Consider the following 16,071-nt stretch of genomic DNA (forward strand, 5'->3'; position numbering starts at 1 on the left):
TGATAATACCCGAACATAAATCCACCACATTCGAGTATTTTTCTATTCCATGGCTATCAATCTAAAAACTGATCCCATTTCAAAATCCTTTTATCAGTATCTATGGCCAGCGCTAACTGGAATGGTGATTAAATCACTGTTCATCATGGGTGATGCGTTATTTATCGGTTTAGGCGTCGGGCCAGATGGGCTTGGTGCTATTGCCTTGGTGATTCCACCTTTTTCTATTTTTACTGCCATCGCCATGATGGTTGGTATTGGTGGCGCCGCCAAAATGTCGATAGAAATAGGCAAAGGCAACACGGAATCCAGCCAGATGTGGTTCAGCCAATCCATGTTGATTACCACTCTGTTATCCATTATTACGGTGACGCTCGCGCTCATTTGGTTGGATGAATTGATAGCCTTGATGGGCGCTTCAGGCAACTTGGCTCAGCTTGCTCATGATTACCTGATCGTGCTGCTGCCCTTCTTTGTTCTTTACTCGCTGGCTTGGGTGTTGTCTTGCTTTGTGCGTAACGATACCAACCCGAAATTGGCCACCTATGCGATGTCGATTGGTGCCATTACCAACCTCGCTTTTGACTACCTGTTTATCATTGAGATGAACATGGGGATGAAAGGCGCAGCTTATGGTACAGCCATAGCTCAAGCGGTCATTGCACTGATTTTGCTGACTCATTTCGTGCGTAAGAAAGGCTCATTAGAATTCAGTCTGAAAGGCATCGGCTTAAGCAAGACTAAAGAAATCTTAAGCATAGGTACTCCGACTTTCTTTATCGAAGTCACATCCGCGATGACCATCGTCTTGTTCAACTATGTTTTGCTGAGCCAATTCGGTGAAAGCCACATCATCGCTTATGGGTTAACCACCAATGTCGGTGTATTCGCTCTGTTTGTGATGGTCGGTATCGCGCAAGCTTGTCAGCCAATCATCAGCTTTAACCACGGCGCAGGGCGACCAGAACGCATTGACGAGATTCTAAAACTGGGGATGAAAGCAGCCATGGGCAGCGGCACAGTCTTTCTTTTAGGAATCTGGCTGTCAGCACCACTGATTGCCTCGATTTACTTAGGCAACGCGAATGACTTAATCCCAATCGCCGCAAGCGCACTGACGTTCTACTTCTTCGGCGTCCCTTTGATGGGATTAAACATGGTGATTGCCAACCTGTTCCAAGCCATCGCCAAGCCAAAACAAGCGACGCTTATTTCCTTATGCCGAGGGTTTGTGTTTGTCGCGCTAGGTGTCTTGCTACTGCCTAAGTTCTTCCCGCAAGACGGCATTTGGGCGAGCATTGTCTTTGCAGAAACACTCACTGCGGTGATCAGTTTGAGCATGTTATTCAACTACCGAAAACGCGCAGTGGAGCTAACAACTTCCTTGGCGAGAAGTTCCTAGTTCAACCAAGCTCAGCCAAATGATAAACTCGGGTTCTATTTCATTCTGTGATTAAAAGGAAATGCGATGAACCCGATTATTGCGCTGCTAAAAGAGAACAACATCAGCGATGAGCAAATCAACGAGATTTTTCAGACTCTGACGCAAAACCCTCTAGCGGCAATGGCAACAATCAGCCAACTAGGTTTGCCACAAGACAAGCTACAAATGCTGATGGCGCAAGTGATGCAAAACCCTGCGCTAATCAAAGAAGCCGTAGACGAGTTGGGATTGGATTTCTCAAAGGTTGAAGAAGCAAAAGAGAAGCTTCAAAGCCAAAACCAAGGCAACTAAGTCTTAGCCATCTAGTGCTGAATATAGAAAAGGCCGTTAACCTAAACATCTAGGTTAACAGCCTTTTTTGTTCACTACTTTGTTGTTAGCTACTTTTTTGTCAGCTAATTATTAGCGATTTAAAGACGCGAATTGCTCTGCTGTCATGCCGTAGTAAAGTTTATCGTCAAAGCCTTGCTCTAGTTTGTAATAGTCTTTCTGACGGCCTTCTTGAGTAAAACCATTTTTCTCTAACGTCTTGTAAGAGCCAGCATTAGAAGCGTAGCAATCGGCACTGACTTTATGCGCGTTTAGCTCAGTAAATCCAATCTCGGTCATCATTTGGCAAGCGCGAGTCGCAACGCCTTTACCCCATGCACAAGTTGGTAACTGATAACCCACTTCGTAGTTGCCAGTTAAGAACATCACTGCGGTCACCGCACACATTCCCATGTACTGACTTTGCTGGTCACGAATCACGAACGTTGGGCTATCTGGCCAAACACCGTCTTTGATCGCTTGTGCCGTATTTTCAATAATAGGGCCAAAGAAACCCTCATATAAGCTGTTGTCAGCAGGTGCGAAGAATAGATACTGATTGACCTTATCGTCGTTCAACATCTCGATAATATCTTGTAGATCAGAGCCTTGAATCAGTTGGATAGTCAACGATTCGTTAAATGGGATGGCTTCGCCTTGTTTTAGTTTTTGATATGACATGTGTTACCTCGTTATCTGCGGAAAATAGTAGCCCAGCGGATAAGAGAAAAATTGGATTTTTGCGACAACTTTCGGGCTGATTAGCAATGTATTACGACTCAAAGTCGCCATAGATATCGATGGTTAAATCGCGCTTTTTCAAGTATTTGCTCGGCGTTTTTCTTAGCTGCTGTTTGAGGGTACGAATCAAATGCGATTGGTCACTGAAACCAAATTGCTGTGAGAAGCTCGCCCAATCAATCGCCTCTTGTTGCTTGTAGAGGGTCAAAATCATCTGCTCTAGGCGTGCCATTTGTTGATACTGCTTAACACTCAACCCCACCACCTGCTTGAAACTGCGCTCAAGCGTTCTGCGAGAACAGGCGCACTGTTTGGCTATCTCATCAATATCCATCGCTAACTCAGGTGAGCATAGTGCTTGAGCATCCATCACGGACACTGCTTTTTGCGATGCCAAAAACGGTTTGGTACGACAAGGTTCGATATCTAACGCATCTAAATGTTGTTTGATGTAGTTCAGCAAACATTGCGGTGAATCTTGCAACTCTAGCTGCCATAACCCTTGTTGAAAGCGCTCATCAAACGCCGTGTTGAGCCAAGCAAACCATTCGCCTTGGTTAATTGCGCTAACTTGGGATGCATCACTAAACCGTGATTCAATGGCATACAAACCCTCTGGGCGAAAAGTGATGCCGATACGCTTGATGGGAGCCGTATCTTCCAACAACAGTAAGTGTTCGTTAGCCGTTAATAAGTGACAGCCTTTGCCAGCAAGCTTAGTGTCTCCCGTGTCGTAGCTGTAGCTTTGCTCTGATGGCGTAAAGAGTAAATGAGCACGCGGGTTTGGAATAAGGTGCGGCTTGGGGTCAATGACTTCACCCTCTGGCACTTCCAAGTACCAAATTTGATGAATAAGCCATTCGTACTCTGGCAGAGACTGTTTCCAAGCTATCATGATTGTCCTAGCGATTAGTAAAGATAATGAGCGCAACGTTTTTGCTTCAACATCTGCTCGTTGAGTGTGACTGATTGATGCTCATCTCGCCACGCATTTCTCACCCTGCTCCCTTGCAAGCTTGTTGGATTGCGGTAGGCTTTGAGCAGAGAAAACAAGCTGAACAGAACAAGGAAATCCCCCGATGCGCGTCGACTACCACCAACGACTGGTTCCTGTGATTCGTTATTTAGAACAACACTTTAATGAACCACTCAATCTGCCAGAAGTGGCCGCGCTGGCGAACCTTTCTCCTTATCACTTTCATCGCACCTTCAAAGCCGTGCAAGGCGAGACATTGGCTGATTTCATTCGACGTTTGCGTCTAGAAGCCGCCGCCGATGACTTATTCAAATCCAAGCAACCGGTATTAAACATTGCCCTAGAGTACGGATTTTCTAGCTCACAGAGCTTAGCCAAAGCCTTCAAACAACATTATGGCGTTACACCTACGGCCTTTCGCGACTGCGAAAACTACCAGCAGTTTTCTGAATTAGCACGAAACAGCAAGATTGGACACACGTTGCGCAAGAATGGAAACGAAGTGACACCAAGCGATTCATATACTGGCTCTGAACTCACCAAATGGAGCATGACAATGGAAACGCAAAACTTTGAAAAAGCAAAACTGGCTTACATTCGCGTAAACGGCCCTTACGGCCAAGGCTATGAAGAGCCGTCAGGTCGCCTGTATCAATGGGCAGGAATGAAAGGTTTGGCAGGCAATACCTGCATCTTCATCTACCATGACAACCCAGAAATCACGCCAGACGAGAAGTGTCGCACTGATATCTGCTTGATGGTGCCAGAAGATACCGAAGTTCCGAAAGGCATTGAACTGCAAGACTTCCCCGGCGGTCAATATGCGGTAATGCGCCAGCACATTACTGACCCGAGCCAATACTCAAAAGCGTGGGATGATGTCATGAGCAAGGTAATTGAATCCGGTATTGAGAACGACGATCGTCCTTGCTTTGAGCTTTACCACAGCTTCGACCCACAAACGCACCATGCAGACGTTAGCTTCTGCACCGCCATCAAATAAACCAAAAGCCTGCATCGTTGCAGGCTTTTTCATTTCTTACTCTGGTTGCTTAAATTCGCTGTTCCAAACGCTGTTTATCTTTTAATCCAATCACTTAGAACACGAACGAACACCTCATTATTTTCGTGATCCTACTTCGCGTTTTGACCACGCGCATTCATTTGCTCGGCTGAGTTGGGATTCATTTCACAGATTATTCATGAAGCGAACCTAGACTGAAAAAATTCTATCGACCCCGTTCGACCTACAACGCTAGGCACAATAAAAACTAGGTACTACAGCACCTCTAGGACATCCCATGAAGAAGAACTTACTTGCCATTGCTCTTGGTAGCGTGATTGCGCTGACTGCTGCCCCATACTCTATCGCGGCTAACGATGCTGCCGTCCAATCTTCCGCCGATTACTCACAGATCGTCACTAAACGTCAGGTTGTCGACCAACTGCTGAATGACGCGGTACAAGCATTCAAATCCCCTGCGCGTATCTCGCATGCGGGTTTTACCGCCAAAATGCCGAGCAACATGGAGATTGTTACCGACCGCTTACTAGAAGCATACAAACTTGAGCCGTACCGCACTGATCTACTGATTTCTGCAGCAAACGCGCAGATCTACAACAAGAATGAAGACCGCGCGATTGAGCTGTTTGAACAAGCCCTTTCTGTTGCGCCAGACGATGTGGATTTGCACGCCTACTTAGCAGTGTGGCAACGCTTTGAGGGCAACCAAGCGGAATCAGCAAAACACATGGCAACGCTCACTAAACTCAATGCAGGTAAAGCGGCAGATATCCAACGCATCTTCGACACCGTAGACCGCGTACTTGCAACGCCACTAAAAGAGAAAGCCGACAAAGGCAAACTGGATGACAAAGGCGCAATCGTCACATTGGGATACGCGCTGAACCCAGATGGTTCTATGCACCAGATCTTAGTTGAGCGTTTGGAAACCACATTAGCAATGGCGAAAACAAATCCAGACGCGTTGATCGTATTGACGGGCGGCGTACCGAAGAACCACAAAACCGAAGGCAAGTTAATGGCAGATTGGCTGATTGAAAAAGGCATCAGCAAAGATCGCATCATTGAAGAAAACTACGCCACCAGCACGGTAGGTAACGCCCTATTCAGCAACTATGCATTGGCGCGTCATAACATTAAACACGCGACCATCATAAGCTCAGCGAGCCACGTGCGCCGTGGTCAAACCTTGTTTGAAATCGCAAGCTGGCAAACTGGCCCACAAGGCATCACTTTTGACACCGTAAGCTACCCAGACAAGCCACTGAAAGACTTAGCCAAAGCCAGCGATAGCGAGCTGCTTGGTATCTACCGCGATGCACTGCGTACTTACGGCATGTGGAGCTACCGATCTTACCCGCTCGAGTCGCGTTAAGTATTCTCGACTCATACCAATCAAAAAAAGCCTGCGTGCTTGCAGGCTTTCTTGTCTTTGTGCAGTGATAAGAACCGCTTAAATTGCTTCGCCGTTTACCGTTACTGCCACATCAATGTTGCCACGAACTGCGTTTGAATATGGGCAAACTTGGTGTGCAATGCGCGTTAGCTCTAGCGCTTGTTCTTTTGGCATGTCTAGCTCTACCGCTAGACTCACTGTTAGTGCAAAGCCACCGTTATCGTTAGGACCGATACCCACTTCCGCTGTCACGGGTGCGCTTTTCAGGTTTACTTTACCTTCACGCGCTACGTGCAAAATCGCGTTAGAAAAACACGCTGAATAACCCGCTGCGAAAAGCTGTTCTGGGTTAGTTGCTGCGCCTGTGCCGCCCATTTCCTTCGGGTATGACAGCTCTAGATCGAGAAGACCGTCATCAGTTTTTACTTGACCATTACGACCAGCCAAAGCGGTAGCTTGAGTTTTGTATAGAGTAGTCATGCGAGTGTCCTTCTTAATTTAAGTTGTGCACAATTTAATTGCTTGCAATCTTATATCGAAGTAAAGATCGTTTGCAACTATATTGTGCACAATTTATTTTATAACTCTCTTTCCCTGTGAGCAGGTAGGCAACGCCAATGAGCCAGTGTTACACCGACAACACCATGACCGACGACGATAAACTCTTACTCGAAAACCAAGCTTGCTTCCCGCTCTACAGCGCAGCAAATGCAGTGATCCGAGCGTACCGCCCGCTGTTGGATGAGCTTGATCTGACTTATTCGCAGTACTTAGTGATGATGGTACTGTGGGAGAAAGACGGTGCCAGCGTGAAAGAGCTGGGATCACAACTGCATTTGGACTCAGGCACACTCACACCGCTGCTCAAACGCTTAGAAGCAAAAGGTTATGTAGAACGCGGCCGAAGTGAAACCGATGAACGCGTTCGCGTACTCAATCTAACAGAGCAAGGTCGTGCCCTTAAGGAGCAAGCCAAGTCAGTGCCAAACGCCATGATGTGCAAAATCACCTTAGAGTTGGATGAAATGATCATGCTGAAGAAGTTGTGCGGCAAAGTGCTCGACAATCTGGGCTAACAAAATAGAAGCATCCGCTTCCCACTTCCTATTAGAAAGAGCCTGCCGAGATGCAGGCTCTTTCGATCTTATTCAGACGATCCACTTAAGGTCATCATCGGTATTCTCTATTGCTAATCCGCCTTCATCTTCAATAAAACCTATCAAAGCAAACTCACTTACATCGGATTTCCCTATCAAGTGAAATAGGAAATGGCTATCAATAGGATAGTTACAAGCGATTTTCCTTAAACACACTCCGATGAGAATATACTTTCCGAAAGCAACAACAGCTCAGCTTAAAACATTCAAAGGAAAGTAAATTATGATTAATACTCAAATCAAACCATTTGCAGCTACAGCGTACAAAAACGGCGAATTCGTTGAAGTAACAGAACAAGACGTTCTAGGTAAATGGGCAGTATTCTTCTTCTACCCAGCAGACTTTACGTTTGTATGTCCAACAGAACTGGGCGACCTAGCAGACCACTACGAAGAGCTACAAAAACGTGGCGTAGAAGTTTACTCAGTATCAACTGACACACACTTCACTCACAAAGCATGGCACGACAGTTCAGACACAATCGGTAAGATTCAGTACTACATGCTTGGCGACCAAACAGGCAACATCACAAACAACTTCGGTGTGATGCGTGAAGGTCAAGGTCTTGCAGACCGTGCAACGTTCCTAATCGACCCAGAAGGTACTATCCAAGCAATGGAAATCACTGCTGAAGGTATCGGTCGTGACGCAGAAGACCTACTACGCAAAGTGAAAGCAGCTCAATACGTAGCAGCGCACCCAGGCGAAGTTTGTCCAGCTAAATGGAAAGAAGGTGAAGAGACACTAGCTCCATCACTAGACCTAGTTGGCAAAATCTAAGCCACTGAAATTTAAGTTCTAATCAGTTCCGATTTCCTTTTTCTGATTAGAACTGAATTAGAGAGCACTTCAGGTTAGATACCTTGACGACCTTCTGCCTGATTTGCTCTCTCCCCCTCAGGTTTTATCTACAGTAACCACTTTTTAGTTTTAATTAAGGTAGTAACAACTATGTTAGACCAAGCGATCCAACAACAACTCAAACAATATCTGGCTAATGTAAAAGAAGAAGTTCGTTTAGTGGTTAGTCTAGATGAAAGCAAAGCATCGAATGACATTTTGTCTCTAGCGAACCAAATCGCAGAGATGAGCGACCTAATCACCGTTGAACGTGACGACAACGCAAGCGCACGTAAACCAGTGATGGCGGTAACTAACCCAGCAAAAGGCACAGCACTACGCTTTGCAGGCTTGCCAATGGGTCACGAATTTACCTCTCTAGTTTTGGCTCTGCTTCACTCTGGCGGTCACCCAATCAAGCTAGAACCAGAAGTGATTGAGCAAATCGCAGCACTAGACAAAGATCTAGACGTAGAAATCTTCATTTCACTGTCGTGTCAAAACTGTCCGGACGTGGTTCAAGCGTTCAACATGATGGCGGCGATCAACCCGAAAGTAAAAGCAACCATGATCGACGGTGGTTTGTTCCAAGATGAAGTGAAACAACGCGACATCATGGCAGTACCAAGTGTATTCGTGAACGGTGAGCTATTCGGTCAAGGCCGTATGTCTCTGACTGAAATCCTAAACAAAGTTGATGACGGCGCGAGCGAGAAAGCGGCGAAAGCATTGAGCGAAAAAGACCCATACGACGTACTTGTTGTTGGCGGTGGCCCTGGTGGTAGCGCAGCTGCTCTATACGCCGCTCGTAAAGGTATTCGTACTGGTGTTGTAGCTAAACGCTTTGGTGGTCAGGTTATGGACACCATGGCAATCGAGAACTTCATTTCGGTAAAACGTACTGAAGGTCCAAAACTGGCAACTGACCTAGCAGAACACCTAAAAGAATACGACGTAGACGTAGTGACTGAGCAACAAGCAGAGAAGCTAATGGGCGCAGCACACACTGAAGATGGTTTGATTCACATCCAACTTGAAAGCGGCGCAACGCTGAAGAGTAAGAGTGTCATCCTAAGCCCTGGTGCACGCTGGCGTGAAATGAACGTTCCGGGAGAGCAAGAGTACCGCAACAAAGGCGTCGCTTACTGCCCACACTGTGACGGCCCACTGTTCAAAGGCAAGAAAACTGCAGTTATCGGTGGTGGTAACTCAGGCATCGAAGCAGCTATCGACCTTGCTGGTATCGTAGAACACGTAACAGTTCTTGAATTCGCAGACGTACTTCGCGCAGACCAAGTGCTTATCGACAAAGCGAACTCACTACCAAACGTAGACATCATTACGATGGCGCAAACAACAGAAGTAGTGGGCGACGGTACTCGCGTAACAAGCTTGAAGTACAAAGACCGCAACACAGATGAAATCAAAGAGATTGAACTGTCAGGTATCTTTGTTCAAATCGGTCTAGTACCAAACACAGAATGGCTAAAAGATTCAGAAGTAGCGCTATCTGAGCGCGGCGAAATTGAAGTCGGCAGCCGTGGCGATACTAGCCTAGAAGGTGTGTTCGCAGCCGGTGACGCAACAACCGTTCCTTACAAACAGATCATCATTGCGATGGGTGAAGGTGCAAAAGCAAGCTTAGGCGCATTTGACTACCTAATCCGTAAGCAAGGTTAATCTCCAATTTCTTGAGCACAAAGCGCACGGTGCTGTGTTTTCTTCCCCGGAAAACCAATCGGGGCACCGTGGCAGCGATGAGTAACAAGAAATAAAATCAAAAAACCTAGAAGCCCAAAGACTTTGCCAGCAGGTATTAACTGCTGGCTTTTTTGGTTTTTGGGGCCGCACTTATTTAAACAAAAAGGAACTGATGGCAATCAAAACAACTAAGCATGTCTTGCCCACCCCCTTCTCTCACGAGCATATTGATGAGACAGATGACGTCCAGAAAAATCAAAGTAATCCGCAATCAGGTGCATCAAAGTAATTAAAACCCCGCTCCCAGTTTTAAATAAAGTCATAACGTAATTTGGGTCAGTTTGAAGGATGATAGGAATACGGGAATATCCAAACCAAATGACAAAAATGATCAAAAGTACAAACGTAATATATCGCTTTAGGAAAAAAGCTTTTTTCAACTGCCCATTTCTTAGAGATTGTACAAAGTATCTTTTGAATGGTTGTGGAAAAAAACACCTAAACCGCCGACACATTTTGTAAAATCCAAACTTAATGTAAGAAAACTTATTCAATACTTTCAATGGATCGTACCAAGTAAAATTAGCTAAACAATACATTGGGTTGTAAAGAATAAAATCCAAGTAAGTCAGATGGTTTAAGCAAAAGAGAATACCCTCTCCCTTGAACACCACATTCAAATGCTTGGCAAACCATGCCGAGAAAAGGGGGAGTTGGAGGGGGTTGCAAGCACATAACTCAACGTTAAGCCTTAAACCACCAACCCCACCTAACCTCCCCTTGTACCAAACTCCGAAGCTCTCAATACTCCGAGAGCAAAGGGGAGGGACTGGTTCTGTATTCGCGGGTAACTCAATTCACAATGCAACATCACAACGCGCTGAAATTAGATTCTGAATACTCGCTTAGGCTCCTTCAGAATGACGCAGTTCGTTTCACGCTCTCTCCCCGTCATTCCCGTGAACCTAGGTGAGACTGGGAATCTACTCACCACAAACCCGATCGAAAATGATTAGCAAGAACAAACAAAAGGTGGAAGAAGGTTGCAAGCACCTAACCCAGCGTTAAGCCTTAACGCTGCTTAGCAAACACTTGAGTCCAATAGTAGCGGTAGCTTGCTGACTGGTTTTCAACCATGGAGGCACCCATCTGGTCGAAGTTGGCATTCATGATATTGAGGCAGTGGCCTTCACTCGATAGCCAAGAGTTCATCACGGCATTAATTGAGCTTTGCCCTGCTGCCACGTTCTCACCTAGTCGACTCCAAGCATAGCCCGTCGCGTTGACTCGACTTGAAAGCGTGCTGCCATCCGACCCTGTGTGACTCATAAAATCACTGTTTGCCATATCACTGGAGTGTCCATATGCAGCGCTTTCTAGATCGTAACTCCAAGTCAGTGCGCCAACCGGTGGCATTGTTTTAGCGCCACATTGCTGAGTTTTAGATCGAGCATCGTTTACGGCGGCCAGCATCTGGTCGGCAAAAGTGGTTTCTGTTGGTGGTGTATCTGGGGATTGTGAGCCGCTGTCTGCAGGTGATGACGAGTCTCCATCGCCACCACATGCGCTGAGAAGTAGCGCCAATGCTGGCACTAAGATCTTTGTTGGCATTGTCTGTCCTTATATTCATAACGAAAGGCAAAATACGCTTTCGATAACCAAGAGCAATAACCTAACAAAAATTCATTTGAGCGCCATATGGTGCAGAGTGTTTTGACCGAATACTCACATGGCGTTTTCAATAACCGAATTTGCCTACTTTGGGAGATTCAATTCCATATCAATACGGTGCATATCCTTGCCCCATCCATCGGGAATATAGTTCAGTTCTACGGCACTGTATTTGGCAAAAAACGGCGCAGACAAATGACTTGCAGCAATTTTGATTTGTGGGATGTTTAAGCGCTTGGCGTGATCAATCGCTCGGCTCATAAACTCATTCCCTATCTTCATTCCTTGCGCTTTTGGTGAGATTAAAATCCAGTTCAAACTATGAAATACCTGTGTTTTGCCACTCAAACCATAAGCACCAACGAGTTCACCATTTAGAAAGCACACCTCATAACCTTGAGGATCACTATCAAGAAACTCCGCGTAATCTTCTCTTTCATTGATTGCAAAATATTCAGGGCAGTTTTCATCGAAGATGCGCAGGCAATCCTCTTTATCACTTGGTAAGAAGGATCTAAAACTTATGTTATTTGCCATGCGACTGCCTCTTTTGATTATTTATTTGGAGATGCTAACCGATCTGTTTGGCATTGGCCTTAACAAAAGTTAAAACCATCGATCTGAAGAGAGAGAAAGCGCCTCAATGCACCGACTAAACGCGCTTTTTGATAGTCAGAACGAGCCTTTTGATTGGTGTGCATAACCGAAGCCCTAACGGCGTCTACACTCTTAGTCTTTGATTGTTTTAGTCGAGGCAACTATGGATGGAAGAAACCCAACAAGGCGAGATGGTAGACCACACACTTCTTCGGGCGGCGCGTATCAACCTCAGCATCCCGCAGTGCAGCAGAGTACCAGTCAGCCTCGGAGAGAAGATACGATGTTCGCTCGCTTGAACAGACAAAGGCTAGCGCGAGCAGAAGAGCTTCGATTTACCGATGCAGACCAACAAAGATGGGCAGCAAATCGAACAAGAGTAGACGCTGAAAGACGACGAACAGGTGCAGCCCAAGTGCCTGTGAGAAAAGTCGCTTCTCTTCATCTTGGCACTCGACGGGATCATCGAGATATTGTGGATATTGTCCCTACTTTTCAAAAAGATGGACGTCTTAGCCCAGATAGCGAAGCTGCTCTAAAAGGCATGATAGACAGCAGTAGAGATTACGTCTTGTCGTTAACGGGACACTCATCCTCTAGCCCTATCCCCAACCAGAAAACCTACACTAAACACGACGTAGCAACCAACACCGTTAGTGGTGGTTTTAATACCTCCGGCGCAATAGAACACGCTTGCCAAATCATTACCTCAAAAGGCTCACAGGTGGTCGGTTTGGTATCTGGTCATTGCCATGGAAAATCCAGAAGCCTTGCCATGATGAAACAAGGCGCCCTAAAAGCAGGTGTTTTATTGGATGATGAATACACGTTTGCCACTCCCAAGAGCATTACAGCAGGGGAAACTCGCGAACAGGCTCTCAAGTTAGTTGTGAAGCTTAATAAGTTACGAAGGGAGCGGCGGTGATGTGGTCTTTCAACCTGCCGATGTCATGACGAGCAAATAAATACGCATCACCTGAATAAGGCGCGACATCAAAGGTGAGGTTGTAACCCAATTCAATATAGAGCGATGAGAATGCGCTTTTTAGTGTTTGGTGAACGCTGCCAAATTTAGCGGCTTAAGCGAACACGACTTTTGAGATCGCAATGCAGCACATTTTTGCCCCACCACTCGTAAATAAGAACAGAGATCCCCATATATGTGGATAATTGGGCGTTCATTTCATAAGTCGTTACACAACTCGGGGCTTTAGGGCTTTACATCTGGCGCAATGAGATGAACACTTCCCACCAAAGTAAAATCGCAGCCGACATAGTAGAGTCAGTAAAATTATGAGTAACACGACGGCGAAAAAGTCGAATCCATTATTCGAGATCCTGTTTAACGTCATCATTCCTTCGTTCATTTTGATGAAGTTCAGTGGTGAAGAGCACCTAGGTACAGCATTGGCATTGGTTGTCGCTTTGATGTTCCCTTTGGTGTACGGCGGCATGGATCTTATCCGCAACAAGAAGTTTAACTTCATCTCCGCACTAGGCTTTATCAGCGTGCTCTTAACCGGTGGTATTGGCTTGCTAGAGCTAGACACGCGCTGGTTGGCATTGAAAGAAGCATTAATCCCAGGCTTGATCGGTCTTGCTGTGTTGGGCTCAACCTTCACTCGCTACCCGCTGATGCAGAAGATGCTGTTGAATGACACGATTTTGAACCTGCCGCTGATTAACGAGCGTCTGGCTCAGAATGGTAAAACACAAGCATTTGACCGCTGCCTAATGTCTTCAAACTACATGTTCGCAAGTACATTCGCATTCTCTTCAGCGATGAACTACTTCCTTGCAACGTGGATTGTAACCAGCCCAGCAGGTACAGCAGCGTTCAATGAAGAGTTGGGTAAACTAACGCTGTACAGCTACCCAATGATTGCGATTCCGAGCATGTTGATGATGTTTGGTATTTTCTACTACATCTGGCGCCAAGTTCGCGCAATGACGTCGCTAGAGACTGAGCAGATTTTCCATACCAAATAATGCTCGTTCCGCCTTGATAGGCAAAGTGAGATAAAAAGAACCCCGATAGTTGAGCACCAATTATCGGGGTTTTGTTTTTTTGGAGTGATTTATCTAAGCGTGATTAGAAGCTGTAAGCCACAGACGCTTTAAAGTTACGACCTACTTCGTAGCTGGTGTATTTCACTGAACCCCAAGAGATACCAAAGCCTGTGTGCTCTGCGTATAGCTTGTTGAACACGTTGTCGACCGCTAGATTAACTGATAGGTCTTTCGCGAAGTCCGGTACGTACACAGCCCATAAGTTATGTGTTGCGAAACCAGGGCGCTCCACTTTCTCGCCATCTTCGTCTGTGTAGTCGTTACCTGGAACGAAGCGTGAATCCCAACCGAACACCACTTCACTGGTTACATCGTACTTAAAGCCCGCCTTGATGTTGTGAATACCCGTCTTATTCATGTGGCTCGTCTTGCCGCTTTCTAGACTGGTTTGCTCACCATCAGAGTATGAGTGGTTTGCGTACAGGTCGAAATCTTCAATGCTGTAAGTAAATACGGTTTCTACACCCCAAACTTCTACATCATTTTGGTTAGCCAAGGTTCTGTTGTTCTTGGTCGGGTGCATTTGATTGTCTAGGTCATACTGGTAAGCAGTGAAGCCAAGAATCGCATTATCCGCCATCAATAAACCTGACATGTCGTAATCGAAGCCCGCTTCGTAGTTGTTACCTGTCATGGCTTTGGTGTCTGCCTGAGTTACGTCAGCCGCCGCTTTCATGGTTAGTGTTTCAGGTAGTGAAGCGCCTTTGAATAGACGACCGTAACCAACACGCAGTCTTAGGTTATCTGTGGTTTGGTATTCACCTTGGAACTTAGGCGACAGCTGGTCGTATTTACCTTTAAATACACCACCCAGCTCATGCACGTCATAACGGAGACCAGTAACAAAACGGAAGTCATTAATCTCGAATGCGTCTTGAGCGTAGATGCCGTAAGCCGTTACTGTACCGCCGTCGATGTCGTAGTTCTTCGTCTCACCGAGTTTCGAGCCCGACGTGTAATGACCAAGGCCAGAATCAACCCACTGCTCTGATTTGTAACCCTCGAAGCCGTAAGTCAACTCATGCTCGCCAACCCAAGAGATGTTGCGGATATCACCACCAATTGTCGTCACGTTGTACTCACGAGAAGGGATTGATAGGTCACCATCTTTGGTGAATTCCCAAGCGCCATTCACTTGGTTCCAATCGCCATACTCTTCAGTTAGCGCATCACGATCCATGTACTGACGGTTGTAGTATAGGTTCGTCTTTAGGTTCACCAAGTCACTGCCATCGTCATAGCGATGCATGAACGTCACAGTATCTCGGTTAATCGAGTGGTAGTTGTGCTCATCGTGTGCGTACAGTGCACCCGCTTTCTCACCCGATAGCTGACGTTTACCACCGTCTTGGTACGTGTCGTAAGACAATTTAAACTCGTTCGCGTCGTTTGGTACGAACACCACTTTCACCAAGCCAGACTTCAACTTACCTTGCTTAGAAGTCACATCATCTTTACCCGGAATGTACAACTCACCGTCATCTGAGTAGTTCGCAATACCCATAAGTTGGAGTTCATCGTTCAGTTTCGCGTAAACCGCAACGTTCGTCGTGAAGCGTTCGTAAGCCGTTTGATACCCCGTTTTAACGCGAGCACCGATGCTTTCGTCTTCCGCAAGGAGGTCACTGGGATCTTTCGTTTCGTAGCTGAATGAGCCGTTAATCGCGCCCGCGCCCGACAGTACCGAGTTACCACCTAGGGTAATTTCAGCAGATTTAAGCATGGCTGGGTCAAACGTCTGATCGCCAGAGTGATGGAATAACTGACCTTCTTGGCGTGCACCATCAATGGTGACAACCGAGTATTTGTCTTCCATACCGCGGATGTAAACCTTGCGCGAGTAACGTGCGTTACCGTCAACCGTTACACTCGGCATGGTGTTCAGGATGTCTTTAATATCAGACGCTTGTTTTTGTTCTAATGTCTCTGAGTTGATTTCAGTTTGAACAAGTTGATCAAGAGCAGAACCGACAACGACGATGTTTTCGTCAGAAGCGTGAGCAGCAAAAGAGGCAATCGCAAAGGTGATGGCTGCGGAAAGTGACTTCAGTTTCATAATACTACTTATATTTTATAAACAATAACGAGGGAGCGCAGCATAATACATGAACTTAATGATAATTAATCTCATTTACATTCTTTAC

At 46.1% G+C, this 16,071-nt stretch carries 15 protein-coding genes; 9 read left to right on the forward strand and 6 right to left on the reverse strand.

Translation table 11 applies throughout. The annotated features are described in order from the left end of the window. Nucleotides 1–49: 49 nt before the first annotated feature. Nucleotides 50–1,402 carry an MATE family efflux transporter gene (locus A9237_RS25665; protein ID WP_078610090.1) on the forward strand — a complete coding sequence of 451 codons (1,353 nt, stop codon included), beginning with the start codon at nucleotides 50–52 and terminating at the stop codon, nucleotides 1,400–1,402. A gap of 66 nt (nucleotides 1,403–1,468) precedes the next feature. After that, nucleotides 1,469–1,735 (forward strand): DUF2999 family protein, encoded by a 267-nt coding sequence (locus A9237_RS25670; RefSeq protein ID WP_004746427.1) that lies wholly within the window; start codon nucleotides 1,469–1,471, stop codon nucleotides 1,733–1,735. 111 nt (nucleotides 1,736–1,846) lie between these two features. On the opposite strand, the gene A9237_RS25675 is transcribed toward A9237_RS25670, so the two are convergent. Both A9237_RS25675 and A9237_RS25680 read right to left on the reverse strand, forming a co-directional pair. Then, nucleotides 1,847–2,434 (reverse strand): GNAT family N-acetyltransferase, encoded by a 588-nt coding sequence (locus tag A9237_RS25675; RefSeq protein WP_078610091.1) that lies wholly within the window; start codon nucleotides 2,432–2,434, stop codon nucleotides 1,847–1,849. Nucleotides 2,435–2,525: 91 nt separating this feature from the next. Continuing rightward, entirely contained in the window at nucleotides 2,526–3,389 is an 864-nt protein-coding gene (locus tag A9237_RS25680; protein WP_078610092.1) for a helix-turn-helix domain-containing protein, read from the reverse strand. A 184-nt stretch (nucleotides 3,390–3,573) separates the two neighbouring features. Between A9237_RS25680 and A9237_RS25685 the strand changes: the two genes are divergently transcribed. Continuing rightward, complete coding sequence (locus A9237_RS25685; RefSeq protein ID WP_009706616.1) at nucleotides 3,574–4,473, forward strand: AraC family transcriptional regulator; 900 nt, start codon at nucleotides 3,574–3,576, stop codon at nucleotides 4,471–4,473. A gap of 298 nt (nucleotides 4,474–4,771) precedes the next feature. Beyond that, nucleotides 4,772–5,869 carry a YdcF family protein gene (locus A9237_RS25690; RefSeq protein WP_078610093.1) on the forward strand — a complete coding sequence of 366 codons (1,098 nt, stop codon included), beginning with the start codon at nucleotides 4,772–4,774 and terminating at the stop codon, nucleotides 5,867–5,869. 78 nt (nucleotides 5,870–5,947) lie between these two features. On the opposite strand, the gene ohr is transcribed toward A9237_RS25690, so the two are convergent. Beyond that, the gene (gene ohr / locus A9237_RS25695) at nucleotides 5,948–6,370 is read right to left on the reverse strand and encodes an organic hydroperoxide reductase Ohr (RefSeq protein ID WP_042522254.1); all 423 of its coding nucleotides are present in this window, start codon (nucleotides 6,368–6,370) and stop codon (nucleotides 5,948–5,950) included. Between the two features lie 137 nt (nucleotides 6,371–6,507). On the opposite strand from ohr, the gene ohrR reads away from it, so the two are divergent. From ohrR to ahpF, 3 genes are all read left to right on the forward strand, one after another. Continuing rightward, nucleotides 6,508–6,966: a transcriptional regulator OhrR gene (gene ohrR, locus A9237_RS25700; protein WP_078610094.1), complete on the forward strand. Its 459-nt coding sequence runs from the start codon at nucleotides 6,508–6,510 to the stop codon at nucleotides 6,964–6,966. A 304-nt stretch (nucleotides 6,967–7,270) separates the two neighbouring features. Further along, entirely contained in the window at nucleotides 7,271–7,828 is a 558-nt protein-coding gene (ahpC, locus tag A9237_RS25705) for an alkyl hydroperoxide reductase subunit C (protein WP_005374632.1), read from the forward strand. A gap of 171 nt (nucleotides 7,829–7,999) precedes the next feature. After that, nucleotides 8,000–9,568 carry an alkyl hydroperoxide reductase subunit F gene (gene ahpF, locus A9237_RS25710; RefSeq protein ID WP_005374617.1) on the forward strand — a complete coding sequence of 523 codons (1,569 nt, stop codon included), beginning with the start codon at nucleotides 8,000–8,002 and terminating at the stop codon, nucleotides 9,566–9,568. 1,092 nt (nucleotides 9,569–10,660) lie between these two features. On the opposite strand, the gene A9237_RS25730 is transcribed toward ahpF, so the two are convergent. Together A9237_RS25730 and A9237_RS25735 are read right to left on the reverse strand one after the other, a co-directional pair. Further along, a complete protein-coding gene (locus A9237_RS25730; RefSeq protein ID WP_078610097.1) occupies nucleotides 10,661–11,200 on the reverse strand; it encodes a CAP domain-containing protein in 540 nt (179 codons plus the stop codon). Nucleotides 11,201–11,344: 144 nt separating this feature from the next. Continuing rightward, complete coding sequence (locus A9237_RS25735) at nucleotides 11,345–11,797, reverse strand: GNAT family N-acetyltransferase (RefSeq protein WP_078610098.1); 453 nt, start codon at nucleotides 11,795–11,797, stop codon at nucleotides 11,345–11,347. Nucleotides 11,798–12,020: 223 nt separating this feature from the next. Here A9237_RS25735 and A9237_RS25740 point away from each other — a divergent pair, with 223 nt between their 5' ends. Then, nucleotides 12,021–12,782 (forward strand): hypothetical protein, encoded by a 762-nt coding sequence (locus tag A9237_RS25740; RefSeq protein WP_078610099.1) that lies wholly within the window; start codon nucleotides 12,021–12,023, stop codon nucleotides 12,780–12,782. A gap of 368 nt (nucleotides 12,783–13,150) precedes the next feature. Then, a complete protein-coding gene (locus A9237_RS25745) occupies nucleotides 13,151–13,846 on the forward strand; it encodes a VC0807 family protein (RefSeq protein ID WP_005434212.1) in 696 nt (231 codons plus the stop codon). Nucleotides 13,847–13,949: 103 nt separating this feature from the next. On the opposite strand, the gene A9237_RS25750 is transcribed toward A9237_RS25745, so the two are convergent. Continuing rightward, entirely contained in the window at nucleotides 13,950–15,983 is a 2,034-nt protein-coding gene (locus tag A9237_RS25750) for a TonB-dependent receptor plug domain-containing protein (protein ID WP_078610100.1), read from the reverse strand. Nucleotides 15,984–16,071: the final 88 nt, after the last annotated feature.

Origin of the sequence: Vibrio owensii, from assembly GCF_002021755.1 — a bacterium.
In the GTDB taxonomy this organism is placed as follows: domain Bacteria; phylum Pseudomonadota; class Gammaproteobacteria; order Enterobacterales; family Vibrionaceae; genus Vibrio; species Vibrio owensii.

Excerpts from the sequence above, each read along its gene's own strand:
- A9237_RS25690 (WP_078610093.1), top strand. The coding sequence starts at position 4,772 with ATGAAGAAGAACTTACTTGCCATTGCTCTTGGTAGCGTGATTGCGCTG.
- A9237_RS25675 (WP_078610091.1), bottom strand. The coding sequence starts at position 2,434 with ATGTCATATCAAAAACTAAAACAAGGCGAAGCCATCCCATTTAACGAA.
- A9237_RS25745 (WP_005434212.1), top strand. The coding sequence starts at position 13,151 with ATGAGTAACACGACGGCGAAAAAGTCGAATCCATTATTCGAGATCCTG.
- ohr (WP_042522254.1), bottom strand. The coding sequence starts at position 6,370 with ATGACTACTCTATACAAAACTCAAGCTACCGCTTTGGCTGGTCGTAAT.
- ahpC (WP_005374632.1), top strand. The coding sequence starts at position 7,271 with ATGATTAATACTCAAATCAAACCATTTGCAGCTACAGCGTACAAAAAC.
- A9237_RS25685 (WP_009706616.1), top strand. The coding sequence starts at position 3,574 with ATGCGCGTCGACTACCACCAACGACTGGTTCCTGTGATTCGTTATTTA.
- A9237_RS25665 (WP_078610090.1), top strand. The coding sequence starts at position 50 with ATGGCTATCAATCTAAAAACTGATCCCATTTCAAAATCCTTTTATCAG.
- ohrR (WP_078610094.1), top strand. The coding sequence starts at position 6,508 with ATGAGCCAGTGTTACACCGACAACACCATGACCGACGACGATAAACTC.
- A9237_RS25730 (WP_078610097.1), bottom strand. The coding sequence starts at position 11,200 with ATGCCAACAAAGATCTTAGTGCCAGCATTGGCGCTACTTCTCAGCGCA.
- A9237_RS25735 (WP_078610098.1), bottom strand. The coding sequence starts at position 11,797 with ATGGCAAATAACATAAGTTTTAGATCCTTCTTACCAAGTGATAAAGAG.
- ahpF (WP_005374617.1), top strand. The coding sequence starts at position 8,000 with ATGTTAGACCAAGCGATCCAACAACAACTCAAACAATATCTGGCTAAT.
- A9237_RS25680 (WP_078610092.1), bottom strand. The coding sequence starts at position 3,389 with ATGATAGCTTGGAAACAGTCTCTGCCAGAGTACGAATGGCTTATTCAT.
- A9237_RS25750 (WP_078610100.1), bottom strand. The coding sequence starts at position 15,983 with ATGAAACTGAAGTCACTTTCCGCAGCCATCACCTTTGCGATTGCCTCT.
- A9237_RS25740 (WP_078610099.1), top strand. The coding sequence starts at position 12,021 with ATGGATGGAAGAAACCCAACAAGGCGAGATGGTAGACCACACACTTCT.
- A9237_RS25670 (WP_004746427.1), top strand. The coding sequence starts at position 1,469 with ATGAACCCGATTATTGCGCTGCTAAAAGAGAACAACATCAGCGATGAG.